The sequence below is a fragment of the Streptomyces flavalbus genome (assembly GCF_042674625.1).
Taxonomy (GTDB): domain Bacteria; phylum Actinomycetota; class Actinomycetes; order Streptomycetales; family Streptomycetaceae; genus Streptomyces; species Streptomyces flavalbus.
Window position 1 is genome coordinate 3,769,372 of record NZ_JBHTEB010000001.1, and the last position, 23,949, is coordinate 3,793,320.

The window sequence follows — 23,949 nt, forward strand, 5'->3', positions numbered from 1 at the left end:
GCTGCGGTCACCCTCCTGCGAACGGCGGGAGCACCTCGACCGTGCCGCCCTCGGCCAGCCGTACCGTCTCGTGCCCGCGCGTGCCCACGGGGTCGCCGTCGATCAGGAACGAGCAGCGCAGCAGCACGCGCGTCAGTTCGCCGGGGTGCCGCTCGCGCACGGCGTCGAGCGCCTCGGCGAGCGTGGCCGCGTCGTAGCGCTCCTCGGCGGTCCCGGCCGCGGCCTTCGCGGCGGCCCAGTAGCGCACCGTGACCTTTGCCATCTCGTTCCTTGAGTCAGTCGGCAGTAACGCAGTAACACGGCCAGGCTAGCCCGCCCCGCCGACAGTCCGTCCCACGGCCCAGCCGCCGATCCGCGCCAGCAGCTCCTCCGACGCGGCGTGCTCGGCGTGCCCCATGCCCTCCTCCAGCCAGAGTTCGCCGTGGTCACCGGCCGCCGCGGCCAGCATGTGCGGGTGGTCGACGGGGAAGTAGCCGTCCCGGTCGCCGTGCACGATGAGCAGCGGCGTCGGCGCGATCCGCGGCACGGCCTCGACCGGCGAGAGCGGCACGGGGTCCCAGTCCCGGTGGTGGATGCGGGTGCGGAAGCCGTAGCGGCCGACCAGGCGCCCCGTGGGCCGGGTGACGAGCCAGTGCAGGCGCCGCATGGGTGCCGTACCCCGGTAGTACCAGCGGGCGGGCGCGCTGACGGAGACCACGGCGTCGGTGTCGTCCGGGTGCAGGGCCGCGTGCCGCAGGACGACCGAGCCGCCCATGGAAAAGCCGACGGTGGCCACGCGCGCGTGCCCGAGTTCGCGTGCCCAGGCGACGGCGGCGGCCAGGTCGAGCACCTCGCGGTCGCCGACGGTGGACCGCCCACCGGACGCGCCGTGCCCCCGGAAGGAGAACGTGACGACGGCGCCGTAAGCCCGCAGCGCGCGCACCACCCGCCGAACGTGCGGCCGGTCGACGTCGCCGGTGAACCCGTGGGCGACGACGAACACGGGCTGAACGGAGGGCGGCCGGGAGTTTTCGTATACGACCGCACCCGGGTCGTATACGGCGTCGATCGGCACGCCGTCGACGGTGTACAGAAACGTCCGCAATCGGGCGGTTCCGTGCCGCGCGGGCGTCTCGGAGTGTGGACGAAAGCCGGATGGCGGGCTGGATCGGGTCACATGACCTGCCGGACCGTTGCTCATGTGGGCTATTCTGCTGGGCAGAGGACTCGGGCAGCGTAGCCCCCGGGTCCTTTTGTGCTTTCGGAAGCGTTGTATACGACGCGGGAAACCGCAGGTGTACGGGTTGTCGATGGCATGGCGGAGCAGTACGAAGCAGTGCCGCATACGTCCTCGCAGGGACCGAGGAGGAACCAGACGTTATGGGCGAGCGAACCGTGCACGGACGACGACGACGCAACACCGACCGGGCGGGAGGGGCGCGATGAGTTCTCTGCTGCTCCTCACCAACGCCCTCCAGCCGTCGACGGAGGTGCTCCCCGCGCTCGGCCTGCTGCTGCACAACGTGCGCGTGGCTCCGGCGGAGGGCCCCGCGCTGGTGGACACCCCCGGCGCCGACGTGATCCTCATCGACGGGCGTCGCGACCTCCCCCAGGTCCGCAGCCTGTGCCAACTGCTGCGGTCCACGGGCCCCGGCTGTCCCCTGATCCTGGTGGTGACCGAGGGCGGCCTGGCCGCCGTCACCGCGGACTGGGGCATCGACGACGTCCTCCTCGACACCGCCGGTCCGGCGGAGGTCGAGGCGAGGCTGCGGCTCGCGATGGGCCGTCAGCAGATCGTCAACGACGACTCCCCGATGGAGATCCGCAACGGTGACCTGTCGGTGGACGAGGCGACGTACAGCGCGAAGCTGAAGGGCCGGGTCCTGGACCTGACCTTCAAGGAGTTCGAGCTGCTGAAGTACCTCGCCCAGCACCCGGGCCGCGTCTTCACGCGCGCGCAGCTCCTCCAGGAGGTCTGGGGCTACGACTACTTCGGCGGCACCCGCACCGTGGACGTGCACGTACGGCGGCTGCGGGCGAAGCTCGGCCCGGAGCACGAGTCGCTGATCGGCACCGTACGGAACGTCGGCTACCGCTTCGTCACCCCGGAGAAGGCGGACCGCGGCACCGACGAGGCGAAGGCGGCCAAGGCGGCCCCGGCGAAGCGGGAGGCGCCGGACAGCGCGCCCGCGGCGCTGGACGCGGCCGAGGTGACGGCGGAGGCGTAGGCGGTAACCGGCGCCTGGCGCAGGCGTAGGCGGTAACCGGCGCCTGGCGCAGGCGTAGGCGGTAACGGCGCCTGGCGCAGGCGTAGGGCGTAGGCGCGATGGCGCCCCGCGGACGGACTCCGCAGGCGTCACCGCACCCGGCGGACGCGCACGGACGCGCACGACGGAGCGCGCGCGTGCTCACACGTGTGAGCACACGCCGTCACGCCGGGCGATGCGCCGTCCGGAAGTGGCGTACGCCCTGCCCAGAGCGGGTCCATCCGCGTAGACTCCGCGCGTGGCCAAGGTGACTCGGGATGACGTGGCGAGACTGGCGGGGACTTCCACCGCCGTGGTCAGCTACGTCATCAACAACGGACCCCGGCCGGTCGCCCCGGCCACGCGCGAGCGTGTCCTCGCCGCCATCAAGGAGCTGGGCTACCGCCCCGACCGGGTGGCCCAGGCGATGGCGTCGCGGCGCACCGACCTCATAGGCCTGATCGTGCCGGACGCGCGCCAGCCGTTCTTCGCGGAGATGGCGCACGCGGTCGAACAGGCGGCGTCCGAGCGCGGCAAGATGGTGCTGGTCGGCAACAGCGACTACATCGGCGAGCGCGAGGTGCACTACCTGCGCGCCTTCCTGGGGATGCGGGTCTCCGGACTCATCCTCGTCAGCCACGCCCTCAACGACCTCGCCGCCGCCGAGATCGACGCCTGGGACGCCCGCGTGGTGCTGCTGCACGAACGCCCCGAGGCCATGGACGACGTCGCGGTGGTCATGGACGACCTCGGCGGCGCCCAGACCGCCGTCAGCCACCTGCTGGAGCACGGCTACGACTACGTCGCCTGTGTCGGCGGCACCGCCCAGACCCCGGCCGTCGGTGACCCGGTCTCCGACCACGTCGAGGGCTGGCGGCGCGCGATGGCCGAGGCGGGCATCTCCACCGAGGGCCGCCTCTTCGAGGCGCCGTACAACCGCTACGACGCCTACCAGGTCGGCCTGGAGATCCTCTCCGGCCCGCGCCGCCCGCCCGCGATCTTCTGCTCCACCGACGACCAGGCGATCGGCGTGCTGCGCGCGGCCCGCGAGCTGCGGATCGACGTACCCGGCGAACTGGCGGTGGCGGGCTTCGACGACATCAAGGAGGCGGCGCTCGCCGACCCGCCCCTGACGACGGTCGCCTCCGACCGCTCGGCGATGGCCCGCGCGGCGGTGGACCTGGTCCTGGACGACGGCCTGCGGGTGGCGGGCTCACGGAAGGAACGCCTGAAGGTGTTCCCGTCGAAGCTGGTGCGGCGCCGCTCGTGCGGCTGCGAGTGAGGGCCCGCGCGTAGCGGCGGCCCAAGGGCGGGCTTTATATCGGGCATACGAGGTTCTGCCGGGCTTCTCAGGGAGCACTCAGGGCGTTCTCATGGTCGCGCGACAGGCTCATGAACATGACCGAGAGCATGAGCCACGCGAACCCGGCGCACCCTGCGGCCCCCGCGAACCCGGCGCACCCTGCGGCCCCCGTGAACCCGGAGTGGCCGCCGCCCCCTCCCGCCTACCAGCCCACCCCCCTCCTCACCGAGCCCGTCGCCGCCCCGCCCGCCCGCCGCAAGGGCCGTGCCCGGGGCCCGGTCGGTCTGCTCGCCGCCGTCGCCATCGTCGCCGCGGCCATCGGCGGCGGCACGGCGTACGGCATCCAGGAGCTGACCGGCTCCGACACCACCGCCGCGAGCGGCACCACCGCCACCAGCGTGGTGCCGTCGAGCAGCAAGGGCGACATCGCGGCGATCGCGGCGGCGGTCAGCCCGAGCATCGTCGAGATCAACGCCACCTCCGGCAGCGGTGAGTCCACCGGCGCCGGTGTGATCATCACCAGTGACGGCGAGATCGTCACCAACAACCACGTGATCTCCGGCGCCAACGAGATCAAGGTGAAGACCAGCGACGGCAAGGAGTACACCGCCGAGGTCGTCGGCACCGACGCCGCCAAGGACCTCGCGCTGATCAAGCTGGCCGACGCCTCCGGTCTGAAGGCGGCCTCGCTCGGTGACTCCGACGACGTCCAGGTCGGCGACACCGTCGTGGCGATCGGCTCCCCCGAGGGCCTCACCGGCACCGTGACCAGCGGCATCGTCTCCGCCCTCGACCGCGACGTCACCGTCTCCACCGACGAGGGCCAGCAACAGCGGCAGCCGGGCGGCGGCTGGCCGTTCGAGTTCGGCGGCGAGCAGTTCAACGGCGACACCGGCTCGTCCACGACGACGTACAAGGCGATCCAGACGGACGCGTCCCTGAACCCCGGCAACTCCGGCGGCGCGCTGATCGACATGAACGGCGACATCATCGGCATCAACTCCGCGATGTACTCGTCGGCGGGTTCGTCGTCCTCCGCGGACGCGGGCAGCGTGGGCCTCGGCTTCGCGATCCCGGTGAACACGGTGAAGGCGGACCTGAGCGAGCTGCGCTCGGGCGGCACCGACTGACTCCGAAGGAGCAGAACATGATCAGGCAGATACAGCACACGACGGCACCCACCACCGCCACCGACCCGGCGGACCACACCCTGCCCCTGGAAGTGGCCCACGAACTGCACGCGCCCCGCACCCGGGCCCCCGAGCTGGCGCCCCCCGTGTCCCGCAGGCCCGCCACCCGCCGCCGTACCCCGGTCAACGGCTGAGCCACCCCACCGGACCGCCCACCACCGTGCGACGCTGATAACAGCCAGCCCCGTCACCCTCCCGCCACCGCACCCGAGGACCGAAGACCCATGAGCCCCGCCGAAGGCGACCGCGACCCCCAGCGCATCCTCATCGTCGACGACGAGCCCGCGGTGCGCGAAGCACTCCAGCGCAGCCTCGCCTTCGAGGGCTACGACACCGAGGTCGCCGTCGACGGCGCGGACGCCCTGGAGAAGACCGCCGCCTACCGGCCCGACCTGGTCGTCCTCGACATCCAGATGCCCCGCATGGACGGCCTCACCGCCGCCCGCCGAATCCGCGGCACCGGCGACACCCTCCCCATCCTCATGCTCACCGCCCGCGACACGGTCGGCGACCGGGTGACCGGCCTGGACGCGGGCGCGGACGACTACCTCGTCAAGCCCTTCGAGCTGGACGAGCTGTTCGCCCGCATCCGCGCCCTGCTGCGCCGCAGCTCCTACGCGGCGGCGGTCCCCGGCACCGACCTGGAGGACGACACCCTGTCCTTCGCGGACCTCCGCATGAACCTGGCGACGCGGGAGGTGACGCGGGGCAGGCGCCCGGTGGAGCTGACCCGCACGGAGTTCACCCTGCTGGAGATGTTCATGGCGCACCCGCGCCAGGTCCTCACCCGGGAGCAGATCCTCAAGGCGGTCTGGGGCTTCGACTTCGAGCCGTCCTCCAACTCCCTCGACGTGTACGTCATGTACCTGCGCCGCAAGACCGAGGCGGGCGGCGAACCCCGCCTCGTGCACACCGTGCGCGGCGTCGGCTACGTCCTGCGCCAGGGCGGCGCCGAGTGAACCACCTCGCCCGCCGCTTCCGCGCCCTGCCGATCCGCTCCCGACTGGCGCTGCTGGTGGCCGCGGCGGTGGCGTTCGCGGTGGCGGCGGTGTCGGTGACGTGCTGGTTCGTGGTACGCGGGAAGCTGTACGACGAGATCGACGACAATCTGGGCGGCGGCAACGTCCAAGTGGCCTTGGCCGACGTCCGCCCCACCCTGCAGAACTGCAGCCAGACGCCCCACGCGCCCCCGGGCATCGGCCCCAGCATCCGCTCCTACAAGCAACTCGTCACCTCCGACGGCGACGCCTGCGTCTTCAACGACTCGGCGGGCGCGGTGCGGATCACCGCCGCCGACGTCAAGGTCGCCGAGACGGCCGAGGGGGAGGCCCGCTTCCGGGACGGCAAGGACAGCGAGGGCAACGACGTCCGGGTGATGACCGCGCCGCTCGCCGAGGGGGTCGCCCTCCAGTTCGCGTTCCCGCTGAAGGACACCCGGTCCACCCTGAACGAACTCGCCCTGCTCCTGCTCATCGTCTCCGGCGTCGGAGTGGTCGGCGCCGGGGCCGCGGGCCTGGCGGTGGCCCGCGCGGGACTGCGCCCCGTCGACAAGCTCACGGAGGCCGTGGAGCACGTCGCCCGCACCGAGGACCTCACCATCCGCATCCCGGTGGAGGAGGACAGCGACGACGAGGTGGCCCGGCTCTCCCACTCCTTCAACTCGATGACGTCGGCCCTGGCCAGCTCCCGCGACCTCCAGCAACAACTGATCGCGGACGCGGGCCACGAACTGCGCACCCCGCTCACCTCCCTCCGTACGAACATCGAACTCCTCACCCGCAGCGAGGAGACCGGCCGCCCCCTCCCCGAGGCCGACCGCAAGGCCCTGCTGGCGTCGGTGAAGGCGCAGATGACGGAACTGGCCGCCCTCATCGGCGACCTACAGGAACTCTCCCGCCCGGACACGGGCCAGCACAGCGCCGCCCGCGCCCAGGTGATCGCCTTCCACGAGACGGTCGATTCGGCCCTGCGCCGCGCCCGGCTGCGCGGCCCGGAGCTGACGATCACGGCGGACGTGCACCCCTGGTACGTCCGCGCGGAACCGTCGGCCCTGGAGCGGGCGATCGTCAACATCCTCGACAACGCGGTGAAGTTCAGCCCGGAGTCCGGCACGATCGAGGTCCACCTGGCCGACGGCACCCTCACGGTCCGCGACCACGGCCCCGGCATCCCCGCCGACGAACTCCCCCACGTCTTCGACCGCTTCTGGCGCTCCCCGTCCGCCCGCGCCCTCCCCGGCTCCGGCCTCGGCCTCTCCATCGTCGCCCGCACGATCCAGCAGACGGGCGGCGAGGTGTCCCTGCGCCCGGCACGGAACGGCGGCACGGTGGCGACGGTCCGGCTACCGGGCGCGGCGACCCCACCGCCGGAGGTCCCGTAGGGGGCGCTAGTTCCCCTCGAACAACTCCCGTACGACGTCCGCACCGAGCTTGTCCGGATCGACCCGCGTGAGGACGACGTCGTCCGGCGAGGTTCCCACGGCGATGGCGGTACCGGTGTCCAGCCCTTCGACCCGGTAGGCGGTCAGGACCCCGGCACCACCGGTGCCGCCGTCCCCCTCCGCACCCGGTGTGTCGTCGCAGGGCGGCTGGGTGGCGGTCCCGATGGACTCGCGGACCTCGAAGCCGCCGTCCCCGGTCCCCCAGTAGGCACGCCCGTCATAGGCCACGACGTAGGCACAGGACACAGCCGCCGAGCCCCCCTCCGACGCACCACACCCCGCCAGACCCCCCACCACGGCAACCACCGCGACAACCGCTGTCGGTACCACACGCATCGAACGCCTCCCTGAGTCCCTCCTCAGACGCGTCGGCCACCCGATCCGTTCACCCCCGGCAACCCGGGACCACTCCGCGGCGACTAGGGGACGACCATCCCCACCCCCACGGAACGGACCGGGCCCATGAGTGACACCCACACCCGCGTACCCCAACCACGTCGCCCCCGCCCCCGCCACCGCAGGAAGCGCACGACGTTCATGACCCTGGGCCTCCCCGTCGCCCTCACCACGACCGCCGCCCTCGTGTACGGCACGGACGCGGGCGTCTTCGGCGCCGACGCCCGCAGCACCGCAGCCGCGGCCACCGCGACCTGGGCCTCGGACACAGCCGACGGCTTCGCCTCCGTCAATTCCCTCGGCCAGAACGGCACGTACGGCGGCCGGGACGGCCAGACGGTCACCGTCCGCACTCTCGCGGACCTGGAGAAGTACGCCACCGCGCCCGAGCCGTACGTCATCGTCGTAGCGGCGGCGATCAACATGAACCCCGTGGGCAAGGAAATCAAGGTCGCCTCCGACAAGACCATCATCGGCTCCGGCACCTCGGGCCACATCGTCGGCGGCGGCTTCTTCCTCGGCCAGGGCGTCCACAACGTGATCATCCGGAACCTGACCATCCGGGACACGTACCAGGGCATCTGGAACGACAAGGACCACGACTACGACGCCATCCAGATGGACGGCGCCCACCACGTCTGGATCGACCACAACGACCTGCGCCACATGGCGGACGGCCTGATCGACGTCCGCAAGGACAGCACGAACGTCACGGTCTCCTGGAACCGGATGAGCAACAACAACAAGACGTTCGGCATCGGCTGGACGGAGAACGTCGTCACCGACATCACGATCCACCACAACTGGATCCGCGAGACGGAACAGCGCAACCCGTCCACCGACAACTGCGCCCACGCCCACCTCTACAACAACTACCTGGAGGACACGGCGGGCACCGGCATCACGTCCTCCTACGGCAACTACTCCCGCGGCCGGACGTCGATGCTCCTGGAGAACTCCTACTTCCAGGGCTTCACGAACCCGGTCATCAAGGACAGCACGGCCACCCTGGTCCAGCGCGGCAACCACTTCTCCGGCATGACCGGCCGCAACGAGAGCGGCGGCACGGCGTTCGACCCGAGGACGTACTACCCGTACACCCTCGACCAGGCGACGACCGTCCCGTCCCTCCTCAAGTCCCAGACGGGCCCGCGCAGCACCCTGGGCACGACAACCACGGCCACCACCACGGCCACCACTGCCGCCACGACCCTCACCGTGGCCAAGAACGGCTCGGCCCAGTACACGACCGTGCAGGCCGCGGTGAACGCCGTACCGGCGAACAACACCAGCCGCGTGGTCATCTCCATCGCCCCCGGCACCTACCGCGAGACGGTCAAGGTCCCCTCCAACAAGCCGCACATCACCTTCCAGGGCACCGGCGCCAGCCGCAAGGACACGGAGATCGTCTACAACAACGCGTCCGGCACCCCCAAGCCGGACGGCTCCGGCACCTACGGCACCTCGGGCAGCGCGACGGTCGCCGTCGAGGCGGACGACTTCCAGGCCCGCAACCTCACCATCAGCAACGACTTCGACGAGGCCGCGAACCAGTCCCTCTCCGGCCACCAGGCGGTAGCCCTCCGCACGGCGGCCGACAGAATCCTCCTGGACTCCCTCATCATCAACGGCGACCAGGACACCCTCCTCCTCGACACCGCGTCCAAGGACAGGCTGGGCAGGGTCTACCTCACCAACTCCTACGTCGTCGGCAACGTCGACTTCATCTTCGGCCGCGCGACGGCAGTGATCGACCGCTCGGTCCTCACGTTGAAGAAGCGCTGGAACGGCACGTCGGCGGGCTACCTCACGGCCCCCAGCACAGCGGCCAACCGCAAGGGCTTCCTGATCACCCGCTCCACGGTCAACGGCGACGTCTCGGCCGCCTCCTTCTACCTGGGCCGCCCCTGGCACGCGGGCGGCGACGCCACCCTCGACCCCCAGACCACGGTCCGCGACACCACCCTCAGCGCGGCCATCAAGTCCACCCCCTGGACCGACATGAGCGGCTTCTCCTGGAAGGACGACCGCTTCGCCGAGTACAACAACACGGGCCCCGGCGCAGGCCCCGCCTCCACCAACCGCCCCATCCTGACCGCGTCCCAGGCAGCCGACCAGGAGACGGCGGACTGGCTCACCGACTGGACCCCTACGGCGTCCTGACCCCCGCGACGAACACCCGCCAGCAGTCAGCCCCGAAGACCAACACCCCGGCCTCCGGGGCCTTGCTGTCGCGGACAGGAACTATGCCCAATCCGTCCACGACTTCGAGGCAGTTGTTGTCGCCCCCGTCGCTGTAGGTGGACTTGCGCCACACGGCGGCATCGAGGTCGGGGATGCGCTTCATGACCGGTGCTCCTCCAGTACGTCCCGGATGAACGAGAGCGAGTCCGACGGCGACAGCGCCAGATCCCGGAGCCGATCGTAGGACAAGCGGTGGCGCAACACGTCGTCTGGATCGTCCGTCAGCAGGCCGCTGCTGTCACCCTCCGTGTAGGCGACGGCACTTCCATCCCGCTGCCAGAGCAGGGTCAGGGACCCCTTCCCCATGAGGTCGTGAAGACCCGCGGCGAACGGCAGCACCTGAACGGTGACATTCGGCCACTGAGCGACGGCCTCGACTTGCAGCAACTGCCCGTTCCAGACCTCCGCGCTCGCGGAGGCACGGCGGAACGCCAACTCGTCCACCACGAAACGCACACTGGGCGCCGGGTCCTTCCGCAGCAGGAGTTGCCGACCCAGGCGCGCGGCCACCTGCTCCTCCACCGCATCGGCGTCCCGAGGTGTTGTCTGGGGCTCAGACAACACCTCGCGGGCGAACTCCTCGGTCTGAAGCAGACCGGGCACGTTGGGCGCGTACTTGTGCATGATCCGCGCCGTCTCCTCCAGCCGCATGAAGTCCTGGTACTTGGCCTTGAAGGCATCGTGCCGTGCGGCCTTCCAGTGGCTCACCAGCAGGTCACCGGAGCCGTAGTAGCTGTCCAGGTCCTCCATGACCCGCACCTTGGACAGTCGCTCACCCGACTCCAGACGACTCAGGTAGCTCTTGTCGTACCCGGTTTCCTCGGCCAACTGGCCCAGCGACTTGCCCGCCGCCTCCCGCAGGAACCTGAGCGTCCGCCCCAGTGCGACCCGCCCTCCGTCAACCGCGACACCCATGTCACCCCTCTCCGTTGCCTGGCGCCCCAGACAACACTCAACCCCTTCCGCAGCGTACGCCGCTCCTGTGACGATCAGGGCACGAACGGTAATCACCGCTCGTCAACCCACCCCTGCTCCCGCCAAGGAGATCGCCATGCGCGCCCGCATGCCCGGATTCCGCGAGTCCCTGCTCCTCCTGCTCACGCGCATCCTCTTCCCCGCCCGCGGCAGCCACCGGGCGACCCGCCAACACCCCCCGTCACCACGACTCCCGGCACCCCCACCGCCCACCCACCCCGACTCCCCCATCTGGTACGACACCCCGCTGGGCCGCCCGTACCTCCGCAGCCTCGACATGGTGGAGGCCCCCGCATGACGAAGAACGGACTACGCCTCCTCCCCTGGACCACCCCCGAGGGCAAGCCCTGCTACCTGAGCACCGACGACCCCGGCAGCCTGCTCTCCCGCCTCGCGGACGACGTGGAGGAGGCCCAACTGGCCGCTGGCGAACAGGTCCGCGCGGGCGCCAGGGCAGTGCTCGCCGACGCCAAAGCCGGTGAACGGGCCGTCCGCTTCGCCCTCACCCGAACCGTGGAGTCCCTGGACGACGCCCTCCGGATCGCCGTCAGCCGGGGCGGCCGTATCACCGGCGGTTGATCCCGAACTCATGCGTCCAACAGGGTGCCCGGCAGACGGAATCGCGTCATCCGCCCCGTGGCCAGATCGACGCACGTCACCGACTCCTCCGCATAGAGGAGCCAACCCACCGGACTGGGCGTGAGGGCCAGCGACGTCGCGACCCCCGCCACCCGCACCCGGTGCTCTTCGCGGCCGGTGAGGGAATCGAGCTGGACGACCTCGGTGTCCGCACCGGTGGCGACGGCGATCACGATCGACGTGTCCGTCGCCGCCACCGCGCTCGGCGACAAGGCTCCGCCCCGCCAGCACCCGGCGCCACGCTTCACCTCCCGCCACCCCGTCGAGAACCCGGTCGGCCCGGTTGACCACGTACCGCCGATCTGCCCGGGCCCCGTCCCGGGGCACGCTCACCAGCCAGCGCCCATCGGCGAGTTCGACGATCTGCGGGCTGACGGAGTCGGTGTCGTCGGCTTGCTGCGACACGACCGCGAGGCTCTCCGCGCGCCCCGCGCGGGGATCGACACCGACCACCGTCACCAGCCCGTCCACCCGAGCGAGCGCGAACGAACTGGCGCCCTGCCAGTCGTGCCCCAGCTCCACCCCGCCCGGCCCGGCGCACGCCATCACCGAAGCGGCCACCGCACCGAAGGCGACCAGCAGCCGCGCTCCCCGACTCCTCGACCAGGCCACAGGACGGCTCACCACTCCCGCATCGCGTCCACGGGCGACATCGCCGCCGCCCGCCGTGCCGGTCCGAGCGCCCCTGCCGTCACCACCAGCACCGTCAGCCCGAGCACCGCCACCACCGCCCCCAGCGTCGGCAGGGGCACCCGGTCCACCGCGTAGGGCGCCAGGTCCGCGCTCCCCCTCATCAGAGCCGCGCCCGCCCCGCCGAGCAGCGCGCCCAGCGCCGTACCGACCAACGCGGCGGCCGCGCCCGCGAGCGCCATCTCGGCGACGAGCATCGTCAGCACCGCCCGGGTACGGAACCCGACCGCCTTGAGGACACCGATCTCCTGGGCGCGACGCCGCGACAGCGCGCCGGTCACCGTGACGGCACCCGCGAACGCCAGCACACCCAGCACGGCGAGCAACACCAGCCCGACCACCCGCACCAGTTCCAGGACCGCGGGCAGTGCGGCGAGTTGCTGCCGCAGGGTGACCGCCGGATAGCCCCGGTCCTGCACGGCCCGCAGTACGCCGGGTACGTCATCCGCCGTCCGCGCGACCACGGTGAGCTGGTCGTAGCCGACGGCGCCGAGGTAGTCGTCCGTCGGCCGCCCCGCCCGCTGGGCCGCCCACTGGATCACGGTCGCGTCGTCCGCGTAGGTCGCGTCGGGGCCATCCAGTTGCCAGGAGGGGTCGTACACGCCGACGAGGCGGGCCCGACCGGTGACGCCGGTGCCCTCTCCGGGCCGTACGAAGCGGATGGTCTCCACCTCGACCTCCCGGCCCACCAGTCGGGACAGGTCCACACCCTGCGCGGTGGCCGGTGCCACGATCTCGCCGGGCCGCAGCGGGAAGACCCGTTTCCGCACGGACCTCGTCACCGGTGGGGTGAGCGCGGCCCGGTGGGTCGTCGCGTACAGCAGGGCGGTGTCGCCCTCTTCCGTCGACACGCTGAACGACACCTGCGCCCGGTGCTGGACCGACACGACGCCGGGCAGCCTGGCCAGCCGTCCGGCCGTGTGGTCGGTCAGCGGCGCCGTGCCGGGACGGTCGTCGGGCCGGTCAACGGTGATGCTGCGGTTCGCCGCGCTCTCGGTGACCTTGGAGTCGGTGGCGCCCTGCGCCCGGTCGGCGACGCCCAGCGCTCCGAGGCAGAGCGCGACGGCGACGGCGACCAGCGCCATCAGCCCGTACAGACGGCGGCGCAGCGCACGTACGTTGGCGAGGGCCAGAACCAGGACGTTCACGCGGCACTCCGCTCCGGCACCAGCGCCCCCGCGTCCACCCGGTACACGGTGTCCGCGACCGCCGACACCGCCGGATTGTGCGTCACCAGCACCACCGCCCGCCCCTCGTCGGCCAGTTCGCGGAACAGCCCGAGCAGCGTCTCCTCGTTGCAGGTGTCGAGGTTGCCGGTGGGTTCGTCGGCCAGCAGCACGCGCGGGTCGTTGATCAGCGCCCGGGCCAGCGCGACCCGCTGCTGCTCCCCGCCGGACAGCTCACCGGGCAGATGACCGGCGCGCTCGGCGAGTCCGACCCGTTCCAGCAGCGCGCGGGCGCGCTCGGCACCCTCCGCGGCGCGTCCGGCGTACGGCAGGAGCACGTTGCGCAACGCCGAGTGCTGCGGCAGGAGGTTGTACGACTGGAAGACGAACCCGAGCCGGGCCCGCCGCAGATCGGCCAGCGCACGGTCCCCGAGCCCTGTCGTGTCGACCTCGTCCGCGCCGTGCCCGACGCACACCCGGCCGCTGTCCGGCGGGGTCAGCAGCCCCAGGATGTGCAGGAGCGTGGTCTTCCCCGCCCCCGAGGGACCGACCAGCGCGGTCACCTCTCCTCCCCGTACGCCGAGATCGACGTCCCGCAGAACCCCAATCCCTCGCCTTTTCTCCTTCTCCCGCCGGGCATAGGTCTTGCCCACACCCTCCGCCCGCAACAGCGTGCTCACCGACCTGCTCCCGTCCCTCGTCCCGCTCCGGTACCGCTCCCCGGCACCCAGCCCATGACCCCGCCCCACGCCCGGTCCAGCGCCCACACACCCCAGGTGGTCTTGAGATCGCAGGCCGGATCCCCAGCCCTCACCCGGAACAGATCCGGCAGCCCGGGGCAACCCCGATAAGGCACCACACCGCGCTCCAGCGCCGACCGCAGTGGCCGGTCCAGCTCACCGCCGAGCAGGGCGTACGCCCGTACGACCAGGCTGTAGTCGTAGAGGGAGACGAACCGCTCCGGACTCCGGGCCCAAGGCCGCAGCGCGCCCCGCGCGATCCAGGTCGGCGTACGCCCCGGCAACCCCGCGTCGGCGAACCCGACGACGACCGTGGCCGCGGCCACCACGGCGTCCGGGCCGCCCAGTTCCCAGGCCTCGACCCGGGGAGCGGCGATGGCTCCAGTGGCCCCCGCGTCGGCGCAGTTGAGAGCGGCGCGCTGCCACTGCGCGGCATTGCCCGCGGTCACGACGCCGGGCAGCACCCCGCCAGCCGCGCACAGCCGCCCCGCGTCATCGCCTCCCGCGCCCTCGCCGCCGGCGAGCCTGCGCACCGCCGCTCGGCTCAGCCGGTCACCGCCGTCCTGACTCGCCTCACCGGACGCCTCCTCCCGCTCGACGGCAGCGAGCAGCCGGAGGTCCCGGCGCGGCCAGCCCGCGAGCGCCCGTAGCCGCTCGACGAAGAGGGAGGACTCGGGATCACCGAGGTAGACGCTCGGGTCCCGCAGGGTCCCGTCGTCAAGCCGCGCGGCACCGAGCCGCTCCCCGACACCCTCGAACGAGTCCCCGTCCGCCCCGGCCGCCTTGAGGATGTGCACCACCCAGTAGAGCTGCTCGTACGGCAGGACGTCCGCGCCCTCCCGCAGGACCGCCTCCCACAGTCCCCGGTCGACGACGGGACGCAGGTCAGCCGCCTCTCGCACCAGGACGTAGTGATAGGTGTCGCTCAGCAACTCCACCCGGTCGTCAGGGGAGAGGGCTGTCCAGTGAGCGGTGCGGGGCGCGGCGACGGCGGCAATCCGCGCGGGCACGGACCTGCCGAGCAGCCGCAGCGAACCCGCCAGCGCGGCCTTCTGATCGGCCGGAAGCCCTTCGGTCACCCGTGAGGACAACCAGTCGGCGGTCCTGTTCCGCTCCGCCGCCGACAAGTCGTCCAGCCGCCCCAGGGCTTCGAGTACGCCGAGGGCCGCCCAGGTCGCGCCGAGCCGAGCCGCGTCCGTACCGTCGCCGAGAGCGGGATCGACGTACCAACCGCCGTCCGCCCGCAACCGCCGTACCGCTCGCGCGTCCCCCGCGTCGAGGACTCCCGTGGCACCGGCCCGCCGCAGCGCGACCAGCCACTCGCGACCCCACAGCGGTGAGGACGCCAGCGCCTCCCGGCGCAGCGCCGCGACCCGGTCCGCGGAGGCGCTCACCCGGGGCCGCCGCCCCAGTTCCGCCAGGGCGCGCACGGCGTACGACTGCGCCTCGGCCCCCGCGGGCTGCTCGCGCAGGAAGGGCGGGTAGTAGTAGCCGTTCTGCTCACTGACCAGCAGGTCGAACTGCCGCGCGGCGGGGTGCTGAGGCAGCTCCGGGCGTCCGCCTCCGAACCCGCACGACGCCACCGCCACCAGGGCAGCGGCCACGGCCACCCCACCCCTGTTCAGGAAGCGCCCGCGTAGGCGCACTTCTCACTCACCCTGATCGAGCCCGTCACCTGCGCCGAACCGCAGCTACGGGTCGACACGTACAGGGTCGTCTTGCTCGGCCGCATCTGGCCGTAGGTGTCGGAGATCCGGGCGCGGGTGTTCTTCCAGCGCACCACGCCCAGGGACCGGCTGACCATGTTCAGGGTGGCCTCGGGGTTCTTCGAGATGGTGATCGAGACACCCACTCCGTGCGCCTCCAACTCGGCGCGGTTCTGGATCCACCGTGCCCGCTTGGGGCTGTTGCCGGACATCTTCGTGGACGCCTTCCAGTCACAGGCGTTCGCGTAGACCGCGCAGTGCCAGGCGTTGATCACGATCTTGTTTCCGCCCGGCAGCCCCACTGACGTGGCGGCGGAGGTCGCGTGGGTCGGCGGAGCCGAGACCACCAGCCCCACCGCCGCCAGCACCACGGCACACCCACGCCCCAGGCGCGTGCGCAACATCCCGTCCCTCAAGTTGATCGTCCCCCTCAGGCTCTCTGACAGCGAGCCCCATACATACCGGGAGAACGATCTACGGACGCCCATCACGGAACGCCCTGAAAAGCCGCGTGAACTGCGAAAACACCAAGCAGTAACCACACTCACAACACTCGAACGAGGGAAACGCGCGGGGCCCCGGAGAACCCGGAGCCCCGCTCAGAAACCGTCGTGCTACCGGACGATGGTGATCCGGTTGGCCGCCGGAGGAGCGATCGGGGCCGTGGGGGAGGAGGTCGCCGTCAGGTACTTCTCCAGGGCCGTCAGGTCGTCCGCGCCGACGAGGTCGTCGCCGCCCGTGGCCAGCGTCGGGAAGCCGTCGCCGCCGCCCGCGAGGAAGCTGTTGGTGGCGACGCGGTAGGTGGCCGTCAGGTCGATCGGGGCGCCGTTCAACCGGATGGAGTCGGTGACGACACGGTCGGCGCCGGTCTTCGTCAGGTCCAGCGTGTACGTCAGCCCGGACGACGGCTGGAGGATCTTCGGGGAGGCCGCGTTCGCGCCACTGACCTGCTCCTTCAGGACCTGCACGACCTGCTCGCCGGTGAAGGACTGGAGGTTGACGGTGTTGGCGAACGGCTGCACCGCGAAGCCCTCCGCGTACGTCACCACGCCGTCGCCCTCGGCGCCCTTGGCCGCGTAGGTCAGGGGCATCCGGATGCCGCCGGGGTTCATCAGCGCGAGGTCGGTCTCCGGGTCCAGCTCCTTGCCGTACGCGAGCTGCGCGTCGGCGATGAGGTCGCCGAGCGGGGACTCGGTGCCGGTGATGCCGATGTCGGCGGTGATGTACCCGATGGGACGGTTGCCGGTCGGGGCGGCCAGCGTGTTCCACTTGCTGATCAGCTCGGTCATGTCGGGCGCCTTGGTGACGTCCCGGCTGACCACGTGGTTCGCGGACTTCACCGCCGTACGGGCGATGTCACCCGTCCACCGGTCGTACGTCAGCGTCGTGTCGGTGTAGAGGCGGCCGAAGGACGCCGCCGAGGTGACCGTGCGCGGGTTGCCCGCCGGGTCCGGGATCGTGCAGGCGTACGCCGCGTGCGTGTGGCCGGTGACCAGCGCGTCCACCTGCGGGGTGATGTTCTTGGCGATGTCGACGATCGGGCCGGAGATGCCGTCGCCCGCGCCGGGGGAGTCACAGTCGTAGTTGTACGCCGCCGAGGCCGGGGAGCCGCCCTCGTGGATCAGCGCGACGATCGACTTCACGCCCTGCGCCTGGAGCACCTTGGCGTACTTGTTGATCGTCTCGACCTCGTCCTTGAAGGTGAGGCCCTTGACGCCGTCGGCGGAGACGATGTTCGGGGTGGCCTCCAGGGTCACGCCGATGAAGCCGACCTTGACGTCCTTCTTCTTCCACACCCAGTACGGCTTGAGGATCGGCTTGCCGGTCTTCTCGTCCAGGACGTTCGCCGCGAGGTACGGGAAGTCGGCGCCCGCGAAGCCCTCGTCGGTGTAGCAGCCCTCGGTCGGGTGGCAGCCGCCGTTCTGAAGGCGGGCCAGTTCCCGGGCGCCCTCGTCGAACTCGTGGTTGCCGACGCTGGTGACGTCCAGCTCCAGCTTGTTCAGCGCCTCGATGGTGGGCTCGTCGTGGAAGAGACCCGAGATCAGCGGCGAGGCGCCGACCATGTCACCGCCCGCCGCGGTGATCGAGTACTTGTTCCCCTCGCGCGCCTGGCGCAGGTGGGTGGCCAGGTACTCGACACCGCCCGCGTCGACGGTCGTGGTCGTGCCGTCCGCGTTCAGGTGGGTGAGGCGGCCGGAGGAACCGGTCGGGGGCTCCAGGTTGCCGTGCAGGTCGTTGAAGGACAGCAGTTGGACGTCCTGGTAGCGGCCGGACGTCTCCTTGCCGGGCTTGCCCTTCTCACCGGCGGACGCGGCGGACGGCAGGGCAGCCGCCAGCGCGCCGACGGTCGCGATACTCGCCGCGGCCGTGAGGAGCCGGTACGTACGGCTTCTCCGGCGCCGGTGCGGCTGGGATGTGGTAGCTGGCATGGCGCCCCCCTGTGGGTCCTGTGAGGCATTGGCTGATCGCCCGCAGCCTAGAGTCAACGCGCGTAGCGCGACAGGGGGTGCATGGTTACATCCTGGTTTCCCTTTGCCCCCGCTCCCCGCCCCCTCCCCTTTACCCTCAGAGGCATGACCAGCGACGACCTCGCCCGCCCCGGCCACTCCCGCGCCCTCCGCACCCTCCCCGCGCTCACCCCGGAGCAGACCGACGCCGTACTCGACCTGCTCGCGGAGGCCGCCCGCAGCGACGGCCAGCAGGCGGTGTCCGAACAGGGCCGACTGGCACTGCGCGGCGGCCCGCGCGAGGGCGTGTCCCACTTCCTCCTCACCACCAACGGCGGCGAACTCGTCGGCTACGCCCAGTTGGAGGACACCGACCCGGTGGAGGCGCCCGCCGCGGAACTGGTCATCCACCCCTCCCACCGGGGCAAGGGCCACGGCCGCGCCCTCGGCTCCGCCCTCCTCGCCGCGTCCGGCAAACGGCTACGGGTGTGGGCCCACGGCGGCCACTCGGCCGCGCGGCACCTCGCGCAGGTCCTCGGCCTCACCCTCTTCCGCGAGCTACGACAGCTACGCCGCCCCCTGACCGACCTCGACCTGCCCGACCCGGCCCTGCCCGCCGACGTGACGGTACGCACCTTCGTCCCCGGCGCGGACGACACGGCGTGGCTGGCCGTGAACGCCGCCGCGTTCGCCCACCATCCGGAACAGGGCTCCCTCACCCAACGCGACCTCGACGACCGCAAGTCCGAGCCGTGGTTCGATCCCGCGGGCTTCTTCCTCGCCTTCCGCGGCGACGACCTCGTCGGCTTCCACTGGACGAAGGTGCACGCCGAGGAGCAGCTCGGCGAGGTCTACGTCCTCGGCGTCGCACCCGGCGCGCAGGGGGGCGGCCTCGGCAAGTCCCTCACCACGATCGGGCTGCGCCATCTGGCGGCGCAGGGGTTGCCGACGGCGATGCTGTACGTCGACGCGGACAACACGGCGGCGGTGACGGTGTACGAACGCCTCGGCTTCACCACGTACGAGACGGACCTGATGTACCGCACGGAGACGTGACCGTCGCGCGGCGCGCGGCCCAGCGCCCACAGGTTGCCCGGCGCGGCTGCTGGCGCGGGGGTGGGTCGCGCGGCCCGGCGCTGACGGGGTGCCGCTGCGCCCACCCGTGCCGCCCCAGCGGCACGACTGCCCGCAGCTAAGGCGGTTACGGCGGCGGGGCTGCCCGCGGCTAGGGCGCTAGCTGGCGACGGGCCGCAGTCGCCGTACGACGGAAGGGGACGTGTCGGGGGGTGTCCGCCCGCAGTGGTTCGCGCGGAGAACGCCGTTTACCGCGCACCCAACAGCCCGCGCGGTTCCGAGGACGGACACCCCCCGGCGCGGCCCCGACCCACCCCCCGGCAGACAGCGCTACGCACGCCACCCACCCCACCCGCGCAGGCCGCCGCAGGCACCCCCGCCCGCCCCCGGGAGCCGCCCCCCGCTATCTCGCACGTCATGTCGCCGTAACCATCGATTCAGATGACCTTGCAACGCTCAGCCAATGACGCCCGCCGTGCCAGAGCCTTCGCCGCCCCCCAAGGGCCCCGCGGAGAACGAAGCCGCCGTGCTCCCGCTCCCGCCCGCACGTTCCGACGCGCCCGAGAACCCCTGGGCACGGAAGAATGGCGACATGAGCCAGCAGAACGCCCAGGCACCGGTCCAGCCCCAGCACGCGCAGCCCTCCGTGGGCTCCATCGCCGCCCACCGCGCCCGCACCGTGGCAGGCTCCGTCTCCGACCTGGAGCCCGACCTCGACTCCGACCTCGACGCCTACGAGGAGACCCAGGCGGCAGGCGGCGCCACCCCCCTCCCCGCCAACCGCTTCCTCGACCGCGAACGTAGCTGGCTCGCGTTCAACGAACGCGTCCTGGAACTCGCCGAGGACCCCGACACCCCCCTCCTGGAGCGTGCCAACTTCCTCGCGATCTTCGCCAGCAACCTGGACGAGTTCTTCATGGTCCGCGTCGCGGGCCTGAAGCGCCGCATCGCCACCGGCGTAGCCACCCGCTCCGCCTCCGGCCTCCAGCCCCGCGAGGTCCTGGAGATGATCTGGGCACGCTCGCGCGAACTCATGGCCCGGCACGCCGCCTGCTTCCACGAGGACGTCGCCCCCGCCCTCGCCGACGAGGGCATCCACCTGGTCCGCTGGTCGGAGCTGACGGAGAAGGAACAGGCCCGCCTGTTCACCCTCTTCAAGCACCAGATCTTCCCGGTCCTCACCCCCCTCGCCGTCGACCCGGCCCACCCCTTCCCGTACATCTCCGGCCTCTCCCTCAACCTGGCCGTCGTCGTACGCAACCCGGTCAACGGCAACCGCCACTTCGCCCGCGTGAAGGTCCCCCCGCTGCTCTCCCGCTTCCTGGAGGCGTCCCCCGGCCGCTACGTCCCCCTGGAGGACGTCATCGCGGCCCCGGCCCACCTCGAAGAGCTGTTCCCCGGCATGGAGGTCCTGGAGCACCACGCGTTCCGCGTCACCCGCAACGAGGACCTCGAAGTGGAAGAGGACGACGCCGAGAACCTCCTCCAGGCCCTGGAGAAGGAACTCATGCGGCGCCGCTTCGGCCCGCCCGTCCGCCTGGAGGTGGAGGAGTCCATCCACCGCGAGGTCCTGGACCTCCTCGTCCGCGAACTGAAGGTCAGCGAGGCGGAGGTCTACCCCCTCCCCGGCCCGCTCGACCTCACCGGCCTGTTCCGCATCCACGGCCTGGACCGCCCCGAGCTGAAGTACCGCAAGTTCATCGCGGGCACCCACCGCGACCTCGCCGAGGTCGAGTCGTCCTCACCGCCCGACATCTTCGCCGCGCTCCGCACGCGTGACGTCCTCCTCCACCACCCGTACGACAGCTTCTCCACCTCCGTACAGGCGTTCCTCGAACAGGCGGCCGAAGACCCGGACGTCCTCGCCATCAAGCAGACGCTCTACCGCACCTCCGGCGACTCCCCCATAGTCAACGCCCTGATCGACGCCGCCGAGGCGGGCAAGCAGGTCCTCGTCCTGGTGGAGATCAAGGCCCGCTTCGACGAACACGCCAACATCAAGTGGGCCCGCAAGCTCGAAGAGGCGGGCTGCCACGTCGTCTACGGCCTGGTCGGCCTCAAGACGCACTGCAAGCTCTCCCTCGTGGTCCGCCAGGAGGGCGACACCCTCCGCCGCTACAGCCACGTCGGCACGGGCAACTACCACCCCAAGACGGCCCGCCTCTACGAGGACCTCGGCCTGCTCACGGCGGACCCCCAGGTCGGCGCGGACCTCTCCGACCTGTTCAACCGCCTCTCCGGCTACTCCCGCCGAGAGACGTACCGCCGTCTCCTCGTAGCCCCGAAGTCCCTGCGCGACGGCCTGGTCTCGCGCATCGACAAGGAGGCGCAGCACCACCGCGCCGGACGACCCGCCTACGTCCGCATCAAGGTCAACTCGATGGTCGACGAGGCCGTCATCGACGCGCTCTACCGCGCGTCGCAGGCGGGCGTACCCGTGGACGTCTGGGTGCGCGGCATATGTGCGGTACGCCCAGGCGTGCCGGGCCTGTCGGAGAACATACGCGTGCGTTCGGTCCTCGGCCGCTTCCTGGAGCACTCCCGGGTCTTCGCCTTCGGCAACGGCGGCGAACCCGAGGTGTGGCTCGGCAGCGCCGACATGATGCACCGCAACCTCGACCGCCGTATCGAGGCCCTGGTCCGGGTCGTCGACCCGGCCCACCGGGCCGCGCTGAACCGGCTCCTGGAGACCGGCATGTCGGACTCCACCGCCTCCTGGCACCTGGGCCCGGACGGCGAATGGACCCGGCACGCGACCGACACGGACGGCCACCCCCTGCGAAACGTCCAGGAGATGCTCATAGACGCCCGGAGGCGCCGGCGTGGCACAGCAACACCTTGACCCGACGGACCCCATGGCCAGGACGGTGACGGGGAACGCCCTCGCGGGCTACCTCCGCGCCCAGGCCACGGAGTTCCTCCGAGCCCTGCGCCAGCACCGGGAGACCGGCGCGGGCGGAAACGGCTCGGCGGAGTCCGTCGACGCCGCGCGGGCCCTGCGCCGCTCGGCCCGCCGCATCAGCGGCAGCCTGCACACCTTCCGCCCACTGCTCGACCCCGACTGGTCCGAGGGGATGCGCCCGGAACTGGCGTGGCTCTCCGGCACCCTGGCCCTGGAGCACGCCTACGCGGCCCGCCTGGAACGCCTGCTGAACGCCCTGCACCGCCTCTCGGGCTCCCCAGCACTCCCGTCCCAGCCCACGGCCCCCACCACGACCGGCACCACAGGCACCACCACCCCCACCCCGACCGCCACCACGACCGGCACCACGACCGGCACCACCACCGCCACCACCAACACGGCCAACCTCACGGTAGGCGCGGCAAAGGCAGGCGCCCTGCTCGACCGCCAACTCACCCTCGCCCGCACCCGCGCCCACTCCGCCGCCCTCCAGGCCCTCGGCTCCTCCCGCTTCCACGCCGTCGCCGACAAGGTCGCCGTCCTGGCCAGCGAGGTCCCGCTCACCCCGAGCGCCACCACCGCCGACCTCCACCCCCTGGCGGCGGCGGCCGAGGAACGCCTGACGGACGCGGTCGCCGCGCTCCCCCTGCTCACGGCGGGCCACCCGTACAACGCGACGGCCCTCGTCCACGGCCTCTCCCCGGACCCGGCCCCGCACGCCCAGGACGCCCCCTGGCACCAGGTCCGCCTCCTGCTGCGCCTGCACCGCTACGCCCGCGAGGTCATCGAGGGCGCCGAGGCCACCGTGAACGTCCGGCTGCTCGCGGCGGGCCAGGCCCTCAACCGCCACCGCGACGCCGCGGAGGCCTCGGCGGCGGCAGCGTCGGCGGCCCGCACCCCCCGCATCGCCCCCGCGACGGCATACGCTCTGGGTGTCCTGCACGCGGACCAGCGCCACGAGGTAGAGGCGGCGAGGTTCGCGTTCCAACAGTCATGGCAAAAACAAAGGGTCACCACCCCATGACAAGCCCCCCAGATCCCCCCACTCCACAACCCACCCCCACCCCCACCACCACTCCACAACCCACCCCCACCCCCACTCCACAACCCTCATCCCCCCTCCAGGCGGCAGGCTGCGTCCTCTGGCGCCACTCCCCCCTGCACCCCGCCGAACTGGAGATCTGCCTGGTCCACAGGCCGAAGTACGACGACTGGTCACACCCGAAGGGCAAGCTCAAACCGGAGGAGGACCACCTCCCCGCGGCCCTGCGGGAGGTGGCGGAGGAGACGGGCTACGACGCGACCCCGGGCCGCGAACTGGCCACCCACCACTACCTGGTGGACGGCCACCCCAAGGAGGTCCGCTACTGGGCGGCCGAGGCGCGCACCGGCACTTTCACGCCATCCCACGAGGTGGACCGCATCCTCTGGCTCCCCCTGGAGGAGGCCCGCACCCGCCTCACCCAGCCCCGCGACCGCACCCTCCTGGACGACCTGCTGACGTCCCTGAACACCCGGAGCACCCCGAGCACCCCCTAAAAGGCCTCACTCCCCCCCAAGCGGAACATGCCCCTCCGCGTCCCGCCGCGCCAGGCTCCGCGCCCGGCGCGCGGGCCCCCGCCACCCGCACGAGCACCGGGCCACACAGAAAGGCCCCTGCTCAATGGTGGTCGTACGGTGCCCGGACGGCTCCTGCGTGGTCATGGACTGGTCCTGCTGCGTCACACCGGAACGCTACCCACGCCGGGTGAACACCACGTATGCCTCCCCGAGCCTCCCGCCGCACCCCCACACACGCGTGACGGCCCCAGT

Annotated in this window: 24 protein-coding genes; 13 read left to right on the plus strand and 11 right to left on the minus strand. The window is 71.7% G+C overall.

Annotated features, from left to right (window positions below; translation table 11 throughout):
- Window positions 1–7 precede the first annotated feature (7 nt).
- Complete coding sequence (locus ACFQZ6_RS16900) at window positions 8–262, minus strand: MoaD/ThiS family protein (RefSeq protein ID WP_381609711.1); 255 nt, start codon at window positions 260–262, stop codon at window positions 8–10.
- Between the two features lie 45 nt (window positions 263–307).
- Window positions 308–1,180, minus strand: coding sequence for an alpha/beta hydrolase family protein (locus ACFQZ6_RS16905; protein WP_381609714.1), 873 nt, complete (start codon window positions 1,178–1,180; stop codon window positions 308–310).
- A gap of 241 nt (window positions 1,181–1,421) precedes the next feature.
- Between ACFQZ6_RS16905 and ACFQZ6_RS16910 the strand changes: the two genes are divergently transcribed.
- From ACFQZ6_RS16910 to ACFQZ6_RS16935, 6 genes are all read left to right on the plus strand, one after another.
- The gene (locus ACFQZ6_RS16910; RefSeq protein ID WP_381609717.1) at window positions 1,422–2,207 is read left to right on the plus strand and encodes a winged helix-turn-helix transcriptional regulator; all 786 of its coding nucleotides are present in this window, start codon (window positions 1,422–1,424) and stop codon (window positions 2,205–2,207) included.
- Between the two features lie 277 nt (window positions 2,208–2,484).
- Window positions 2,485–3,507 (plus strand): LacI family DNA-binding transcriptional regulator, encoded by a 1,023-nt coding sequence (locus ACFQZ6_RS16915; RefSeq protein ID WP_381609720.1) that lies wholly within the window; start codon window positions 2,485–2,487, stop codon window positions 3,505–3,507.
- Window positions 3,508–3,623: 116 nt separating this feature from the next.
- Complete coding sequence (locus ACFQZ6_RS16920) at window positions 3,624–4,658, plus strand: S1C family serine protease (RefSeq protein ID WP_381609723.1); 1,035 nt, start codon at window positions 3,624–3,626, stop codon at window positions 4,656–4,658.
- A gap of 17 nt (window positions 4,659–4,675) precedes the next feature.
- The gene (locus tag ACFQZ6_RS16925) at window positions 4,676–4,852 is read left to right on the plus strand and encodes a hypothetical protein (protein ID WP_381609726.1); all 177 of its coding nucleotides are present in this window, start codon (window positions 4,676–4,678) and stop codon (window positions 4,850–4,852) included.
- Between the two features lie 90 nt (window positions 4,853–4,942).
- Window positions 4,943–5,677 (plus strand): response regulator transcription factor, encoded by a 735-nt coding sequence (locus ACFQZ6_RS16930; protein WP_381609729.1) that lies wholly within the window; start codon window positions 4,943–4,945, stop codon window positions 5,675–5,677.
- Window positions 5,674–7,098, plus strand: a complete 1,425-nt coding sequence (locus ACFQZ6_RS16935; protein ID WP_381609731.1) for a HAMP domain-containing sensor histidine kinase — start codon at window positions 5,674–5,676, stop codon at window positions 7,096–7,098. The genes ACFQZ6_RS16930 and ACFQZ6_RS16935 overlap by 4 nt, the downstream gene beginning before the upstream one ends.
- A 6-nt stretch (window positions 7,099–7,104) precedes the next feature.
- On the opposite strand, the gene ACFQZ6_RS16940 is transcribed toward ACFQZ6_RS16935, so the two are convergent.
- Entirely contained in the window at window positions 7,105–7,404 is a 300-nt protein-coding gene (locus ACFQZ6_RS16940) for a DUF6281 family protein (protein ID WP_381609734.1), read from the minus strand.
- Between the two features lie 216 nt (window positions 7,405–7,620).
- Here ACFQZ6_RS16940 and ACFQZ6_RS16945 point away from each other — a divergent pair, with 216 nt between their 5' ends.
- Window positions 7,621–9,717, plus strand: coding sequence for a pectinesterase family protein (locus ACFQZ6_RS16945; protein WP_381609737.1), 2,097 nt, complete (start codon window positions 7,621–7,623; stop codon window positions 9,715–9,717).
- Here the strand turns inward: ACFQZ6_RS16945 and ACFQZ6_RS16950 are convergent.
- Window positions 9,704–9,901 carry a DUF397 domain-containing protein gene (locus ACFQZ6_RS16950; protein WP_381609740.1) on the minus strand — a complete coding sequence of 66 codons (198 nt, stop codon included), beginning with the start codon at window positions 9,899–9,901 and terminating at the stop codon, window positions 9,704–9,706. The two genes, ACFQZ6_RS16945 and ACFQZ6_RS16950, sit on opposite strands and share 14 nt — an antisense overlap.
- Complete coding sequence (locus ACFQZ6_RS16955) at window positions 9,898–10,713, minus strand: helix-turn-helix domain-containing protein (RefSeq protein ID WP_381609742.1); 816 nt, start codon at window positions 10,711–10,713, stop codon at window positions 9,898–9,900. Before ACFQZ6_RS16955 ends, ACFQZ6_RS16950 begins: the two co-directional genes overlap by 4 nt.
- A 136-nt stretch (window positions 10,714–10,849) precedes the next feature.
- Here ACFQZ6_RS16955 and ACFQZ6_RS16960 point away from each other — a divergent pair, with 136 nt between their 5' ends.
- Both ACFQZ6_RS16960 and ACFQZ6_RS16965 read left to right on the plus strand, forming a co-directional pair.
- A complete protein-coding gene (locus ACFQZ6_RS16960) occupies window positions 10,850–11,071 on the plus strand; it encodes a hypothetical protein (protein ID WP_381609745.1) in 222 nt (73 codons plus the stop codon).
- Entirely contained in the window at window positions 11,068–11,352 is a 285-nt protein-coding gene (locus tag ACFQZ6_RS16965) for a hypothetical protein (RefSeq protein ID WP_381609748.1), read from the plus strand. Before ACFQZ6_RS16960 ends, ACFQZ6_RS16965 begins: the two co-directional genes overlap by 4 nt.
- An 8-nt stretch (window positions 11,353–11,360) precedes the next feature.
- Here the strand turns inward: ACFQZ6_RS16965 and ACFQZ6_RS16970 are convergent, their stop codons facing one another.
- From ACFQZ6_RS16970 to ACFQZ6_RS16995, 6 genes are all read right to left on the minus strand, one after another.
- Window positions 11,361–11,609 carry a hypothetical protein gene (locus ACFQZ6_RS16970; protein ID WP_381609751.1) on the minus strand — a complete coding sequence of 83 codons (249 nt, stop codon included), beginning with the start codon at window positions 11,607–11,609 and terminating at the stop codon, window positions 11,361–11,363.
- Window positions 11,610–12,032: 423 nt separating this feature from the next.
- Window positions 12,033–13,250 carry an FtsX-like permease family protein gene (locus ACFQZ6_RS16975; RefSeq protein WP_381609754.1) on the minus strand — a complete coding sequence of 406 codons (1,218 nt, stop codon included), beginning with the start codon at window positions 13,248–13,250 and terminating at the stop codon, window positions 12,033–12,035.
- A complete protein-coding gene (locus ACFQZ6_RS16980) occupies window positions 13,247–13,948 on the minus strand; it encodes an ABC transporter ATP-binding protein (RefSeq protein ID WP_381609757.1) in 702 nt (233 codons plus the stop codon). The genes ACFQZ6_RS16975 and ACFQZ6_RS16980 overlap by 4 nt, the downstream gene beginning before the upstream one ends.
- Complete coding sequence (locus ACFQZ6_RS16985) at window positions 13,945–15,612, minus strand: hypothetical protein (protein WP_381609760.1); 1,668 nt, start codon at window positions 15,610–15,612, stop codon at window positions 13,945–13,947. The genes ACFQZ6_RS16980 and ACFQZ6_RS16985 overlap by 4 nt, the downstream gene beginning before the upstream one ends.
- Window positions 15,613–15,629: 17 nt before the next feature.
- Window positions 15,630–16,118: a hypothetical protein gene (locus ACFQZ6_RS16990; RefSeq protein ID WP_381609763.1), complete on the minus strand. Its 489-nt coding sequence runs from the start codon at window positions 16,116–16,118 to the stop codon at window positions 15,630–15,632.
- Window positions 16,119–16,328: 210 nt separating this feature from the next.
- Window positions 16,329–18,143 carry a bifunctional metallophosphatase/5'-nucleotidase gene (locus ACFQZ6_RS16995; protein ID WP_381609765.1) on the minus strand — a complete coding sequence of 605 codons (1,815 nt, stop codon included), beginning with the start codon at window positions 18,141–18,143 and terminating at the stop codon, window positions 16,329–16,331.
- 144 nt (window positions 18,144–18,287) lie between these two features.
- Between ACFQZ6_RS16995 and mshD the strand changes: the two genes are divergently transcribed.
- The 4 genes from mshD to ACFQZ6_RS17015 all read left to right on the plus strand — a co-directional run bounded on the left by mshD (window position 18,288) and on the right by ACFQZ6_RS17015 (window position 23,676).
- Window positions 18,288–19,217: a mycothiol synthase gene (gene mshD, locus ACFQZ6_RS17000; RefSeq protein ID WP_381609768.1), complete on the plus strand. Its 930-nt coding sequence runs from the start codon at window positions 18,288–18,290 to the stop codon at window positions 19,215–19,217.
- Window positions 19,218–19,698: 481 nt separating this feature from the next.
- A complete protein-coding gene (locus ACFQZ6_RS17005; protein WP_381609771.1) occupies window positions 19,699–22,077 on the plus strand; it encodes an RNA degradosome polyphosphate kinase in 2,379 nt (792 codons plus the stop codon).
- Complete coding sequence (locus ACFQZ6_RS17010) at window positions 22,058–23,161, plus strand: CHAD domain-containing protein (protein ID WP_381609774.1); 1,104 nt, start codon at window positions 22,058–22,060, stop codon at window positions 23,159–23,161. The genes ACFQZ6_RS17005 and ACFQZ6_RS17010 overlap by 20 nt, the downstream gene beginning before the upstream one ends.
- Entirely contained in the window at window positions 23,158–23,676 is a 519-nt protein-coding gene (locus ACFQZ6_RS17015) for an NUDIX hydrolase (RefSeq protein ID WP_381609778.1), read from the plus strand. The genes ACFQZ6_RS17010 and ACFQZ6_RS17015 overlap by 4 nt, the downstream gene beginning before the upstream one ends.
- The last annotated feature ends 273 nt before the right edge of the window (window positions 23,677–23,949 follow it).

Bases quoted from the DNA above. Each gene is read 5' to 3' on its own strand.
- ACFQZ6_RS16925 (WP_381609726.1), top strand. From the start codon at position 4,676: ATGATCAGGCAGATACAGCACACGACGGCACCCACCACCGCCACCGAC.
- ACFQZ6_RS16900 (WP_381609711.1), bottom strand. From the start codon at position 262: ATGGCAAAGGTCACGGTGCGCTACTGGGCCGCCGCGAAGGCCGCGGCC.
- ACFQZ6_RS17015 (WP_381609778.1), top strand. From the start codon at position 23,158: ATGACAAGCCCCCCAGATCCCCCCACTCCACAACCCACCCCCACCCCC.
- ACFQZ6_RS16990 (WP_381609763.1), bottom strand. From the start codon at position 16,118: ATGTTGCGCACGCGCCTGGGGCGTGGGTGTGCCGTGGTGCTGGCGGCG.
- mshD (WP_381609768.1), top strand. From the start codon at position 18,288: ATGACCAGCGACGACCTCGCCCGCCCCGGCCACTCCCGCGCCCTCCGC.
- ACFQZ6_RS16960 (WP_381609745.1), top strand. From the start codon at position 10,850: ATGCGCGCCCGCATGCCCGGATTCCGCGAGTCCCTGCTCCTCCTGCTC.
- ACFQZ6_RS16905 (WP_381609714.1), bottom strand. From the start codon at position 1,180: ATGAGCAACGGTCCGGCAGGTCATGTGACCCGATCCAGCCCGCCATCC.
- ACFQZ6_RS16965 (WP_381609748.1), top strand. From the start codon at position 11,068: ATGACGAAGAACGGACTACGCCTCCTCCCCTGGACCACCCCCGAGGGC.
- ACFQZ6_RS16920 (WP_381609723.1), top strand. From the start codon at position 3,624: ATGACCGAGAGCATGAGCCACGCGAACCCGGCGCACCCTGCGGCCCCC.
- ACFQZ6_RS16995 (WP_381609765.1), bottom strand. From the start codon at position 18,143: ATGCCAGCTACCACATCCCAGCCGCACCGGCGCCGGAGAAGCCGTACG.
- ACFQZ6_RS17005 (WP_381609771.1), top strand. From the start codon at position 19,699: ATGACGCCCGCCGTGCCAGAGCCTTCGCCGCCCCCCAAGGGCCCCGCG.
- ACFQZ6_RS16945 (WP_381609737.1), top strand. From the start codon at position 7,621: ATGAGTGACACCCACACCCGCGTACCCCAACCACGTCGCCCCCGCCCC.
- ACFQZ6_RS16950 (WP_381609740.1), bottom strand. From the start codon at position 9,901: ATGAAGCGCATCCCCGACCTCGATGCCGCCGTGTGGCGCAAGTCCACC.
- ACFQZ6_RS16910 (WP_381609717.1), top strand. From the start codon at position 1,422: ATGAGTTCTCTGCTGCTCCTCACCAACGCCCTCCAGCCGTCGACGGAG.
- ACFQZ6_RS16930 (WP_381609729.1), top strand. From the start codon at position 4,943: ATGAGCCCCGCCGAAGGCGACCGCGACCCCCAGCGCATCCTCATCGTC.
- ACFQZ6_RS16955 (WP_381609742.1), bottom strand. From the start codon at position 10,713: ATGGGTGTCGCGGTTGACGGAGGGCGGGTCGCACTGGGGCGGACGCTC.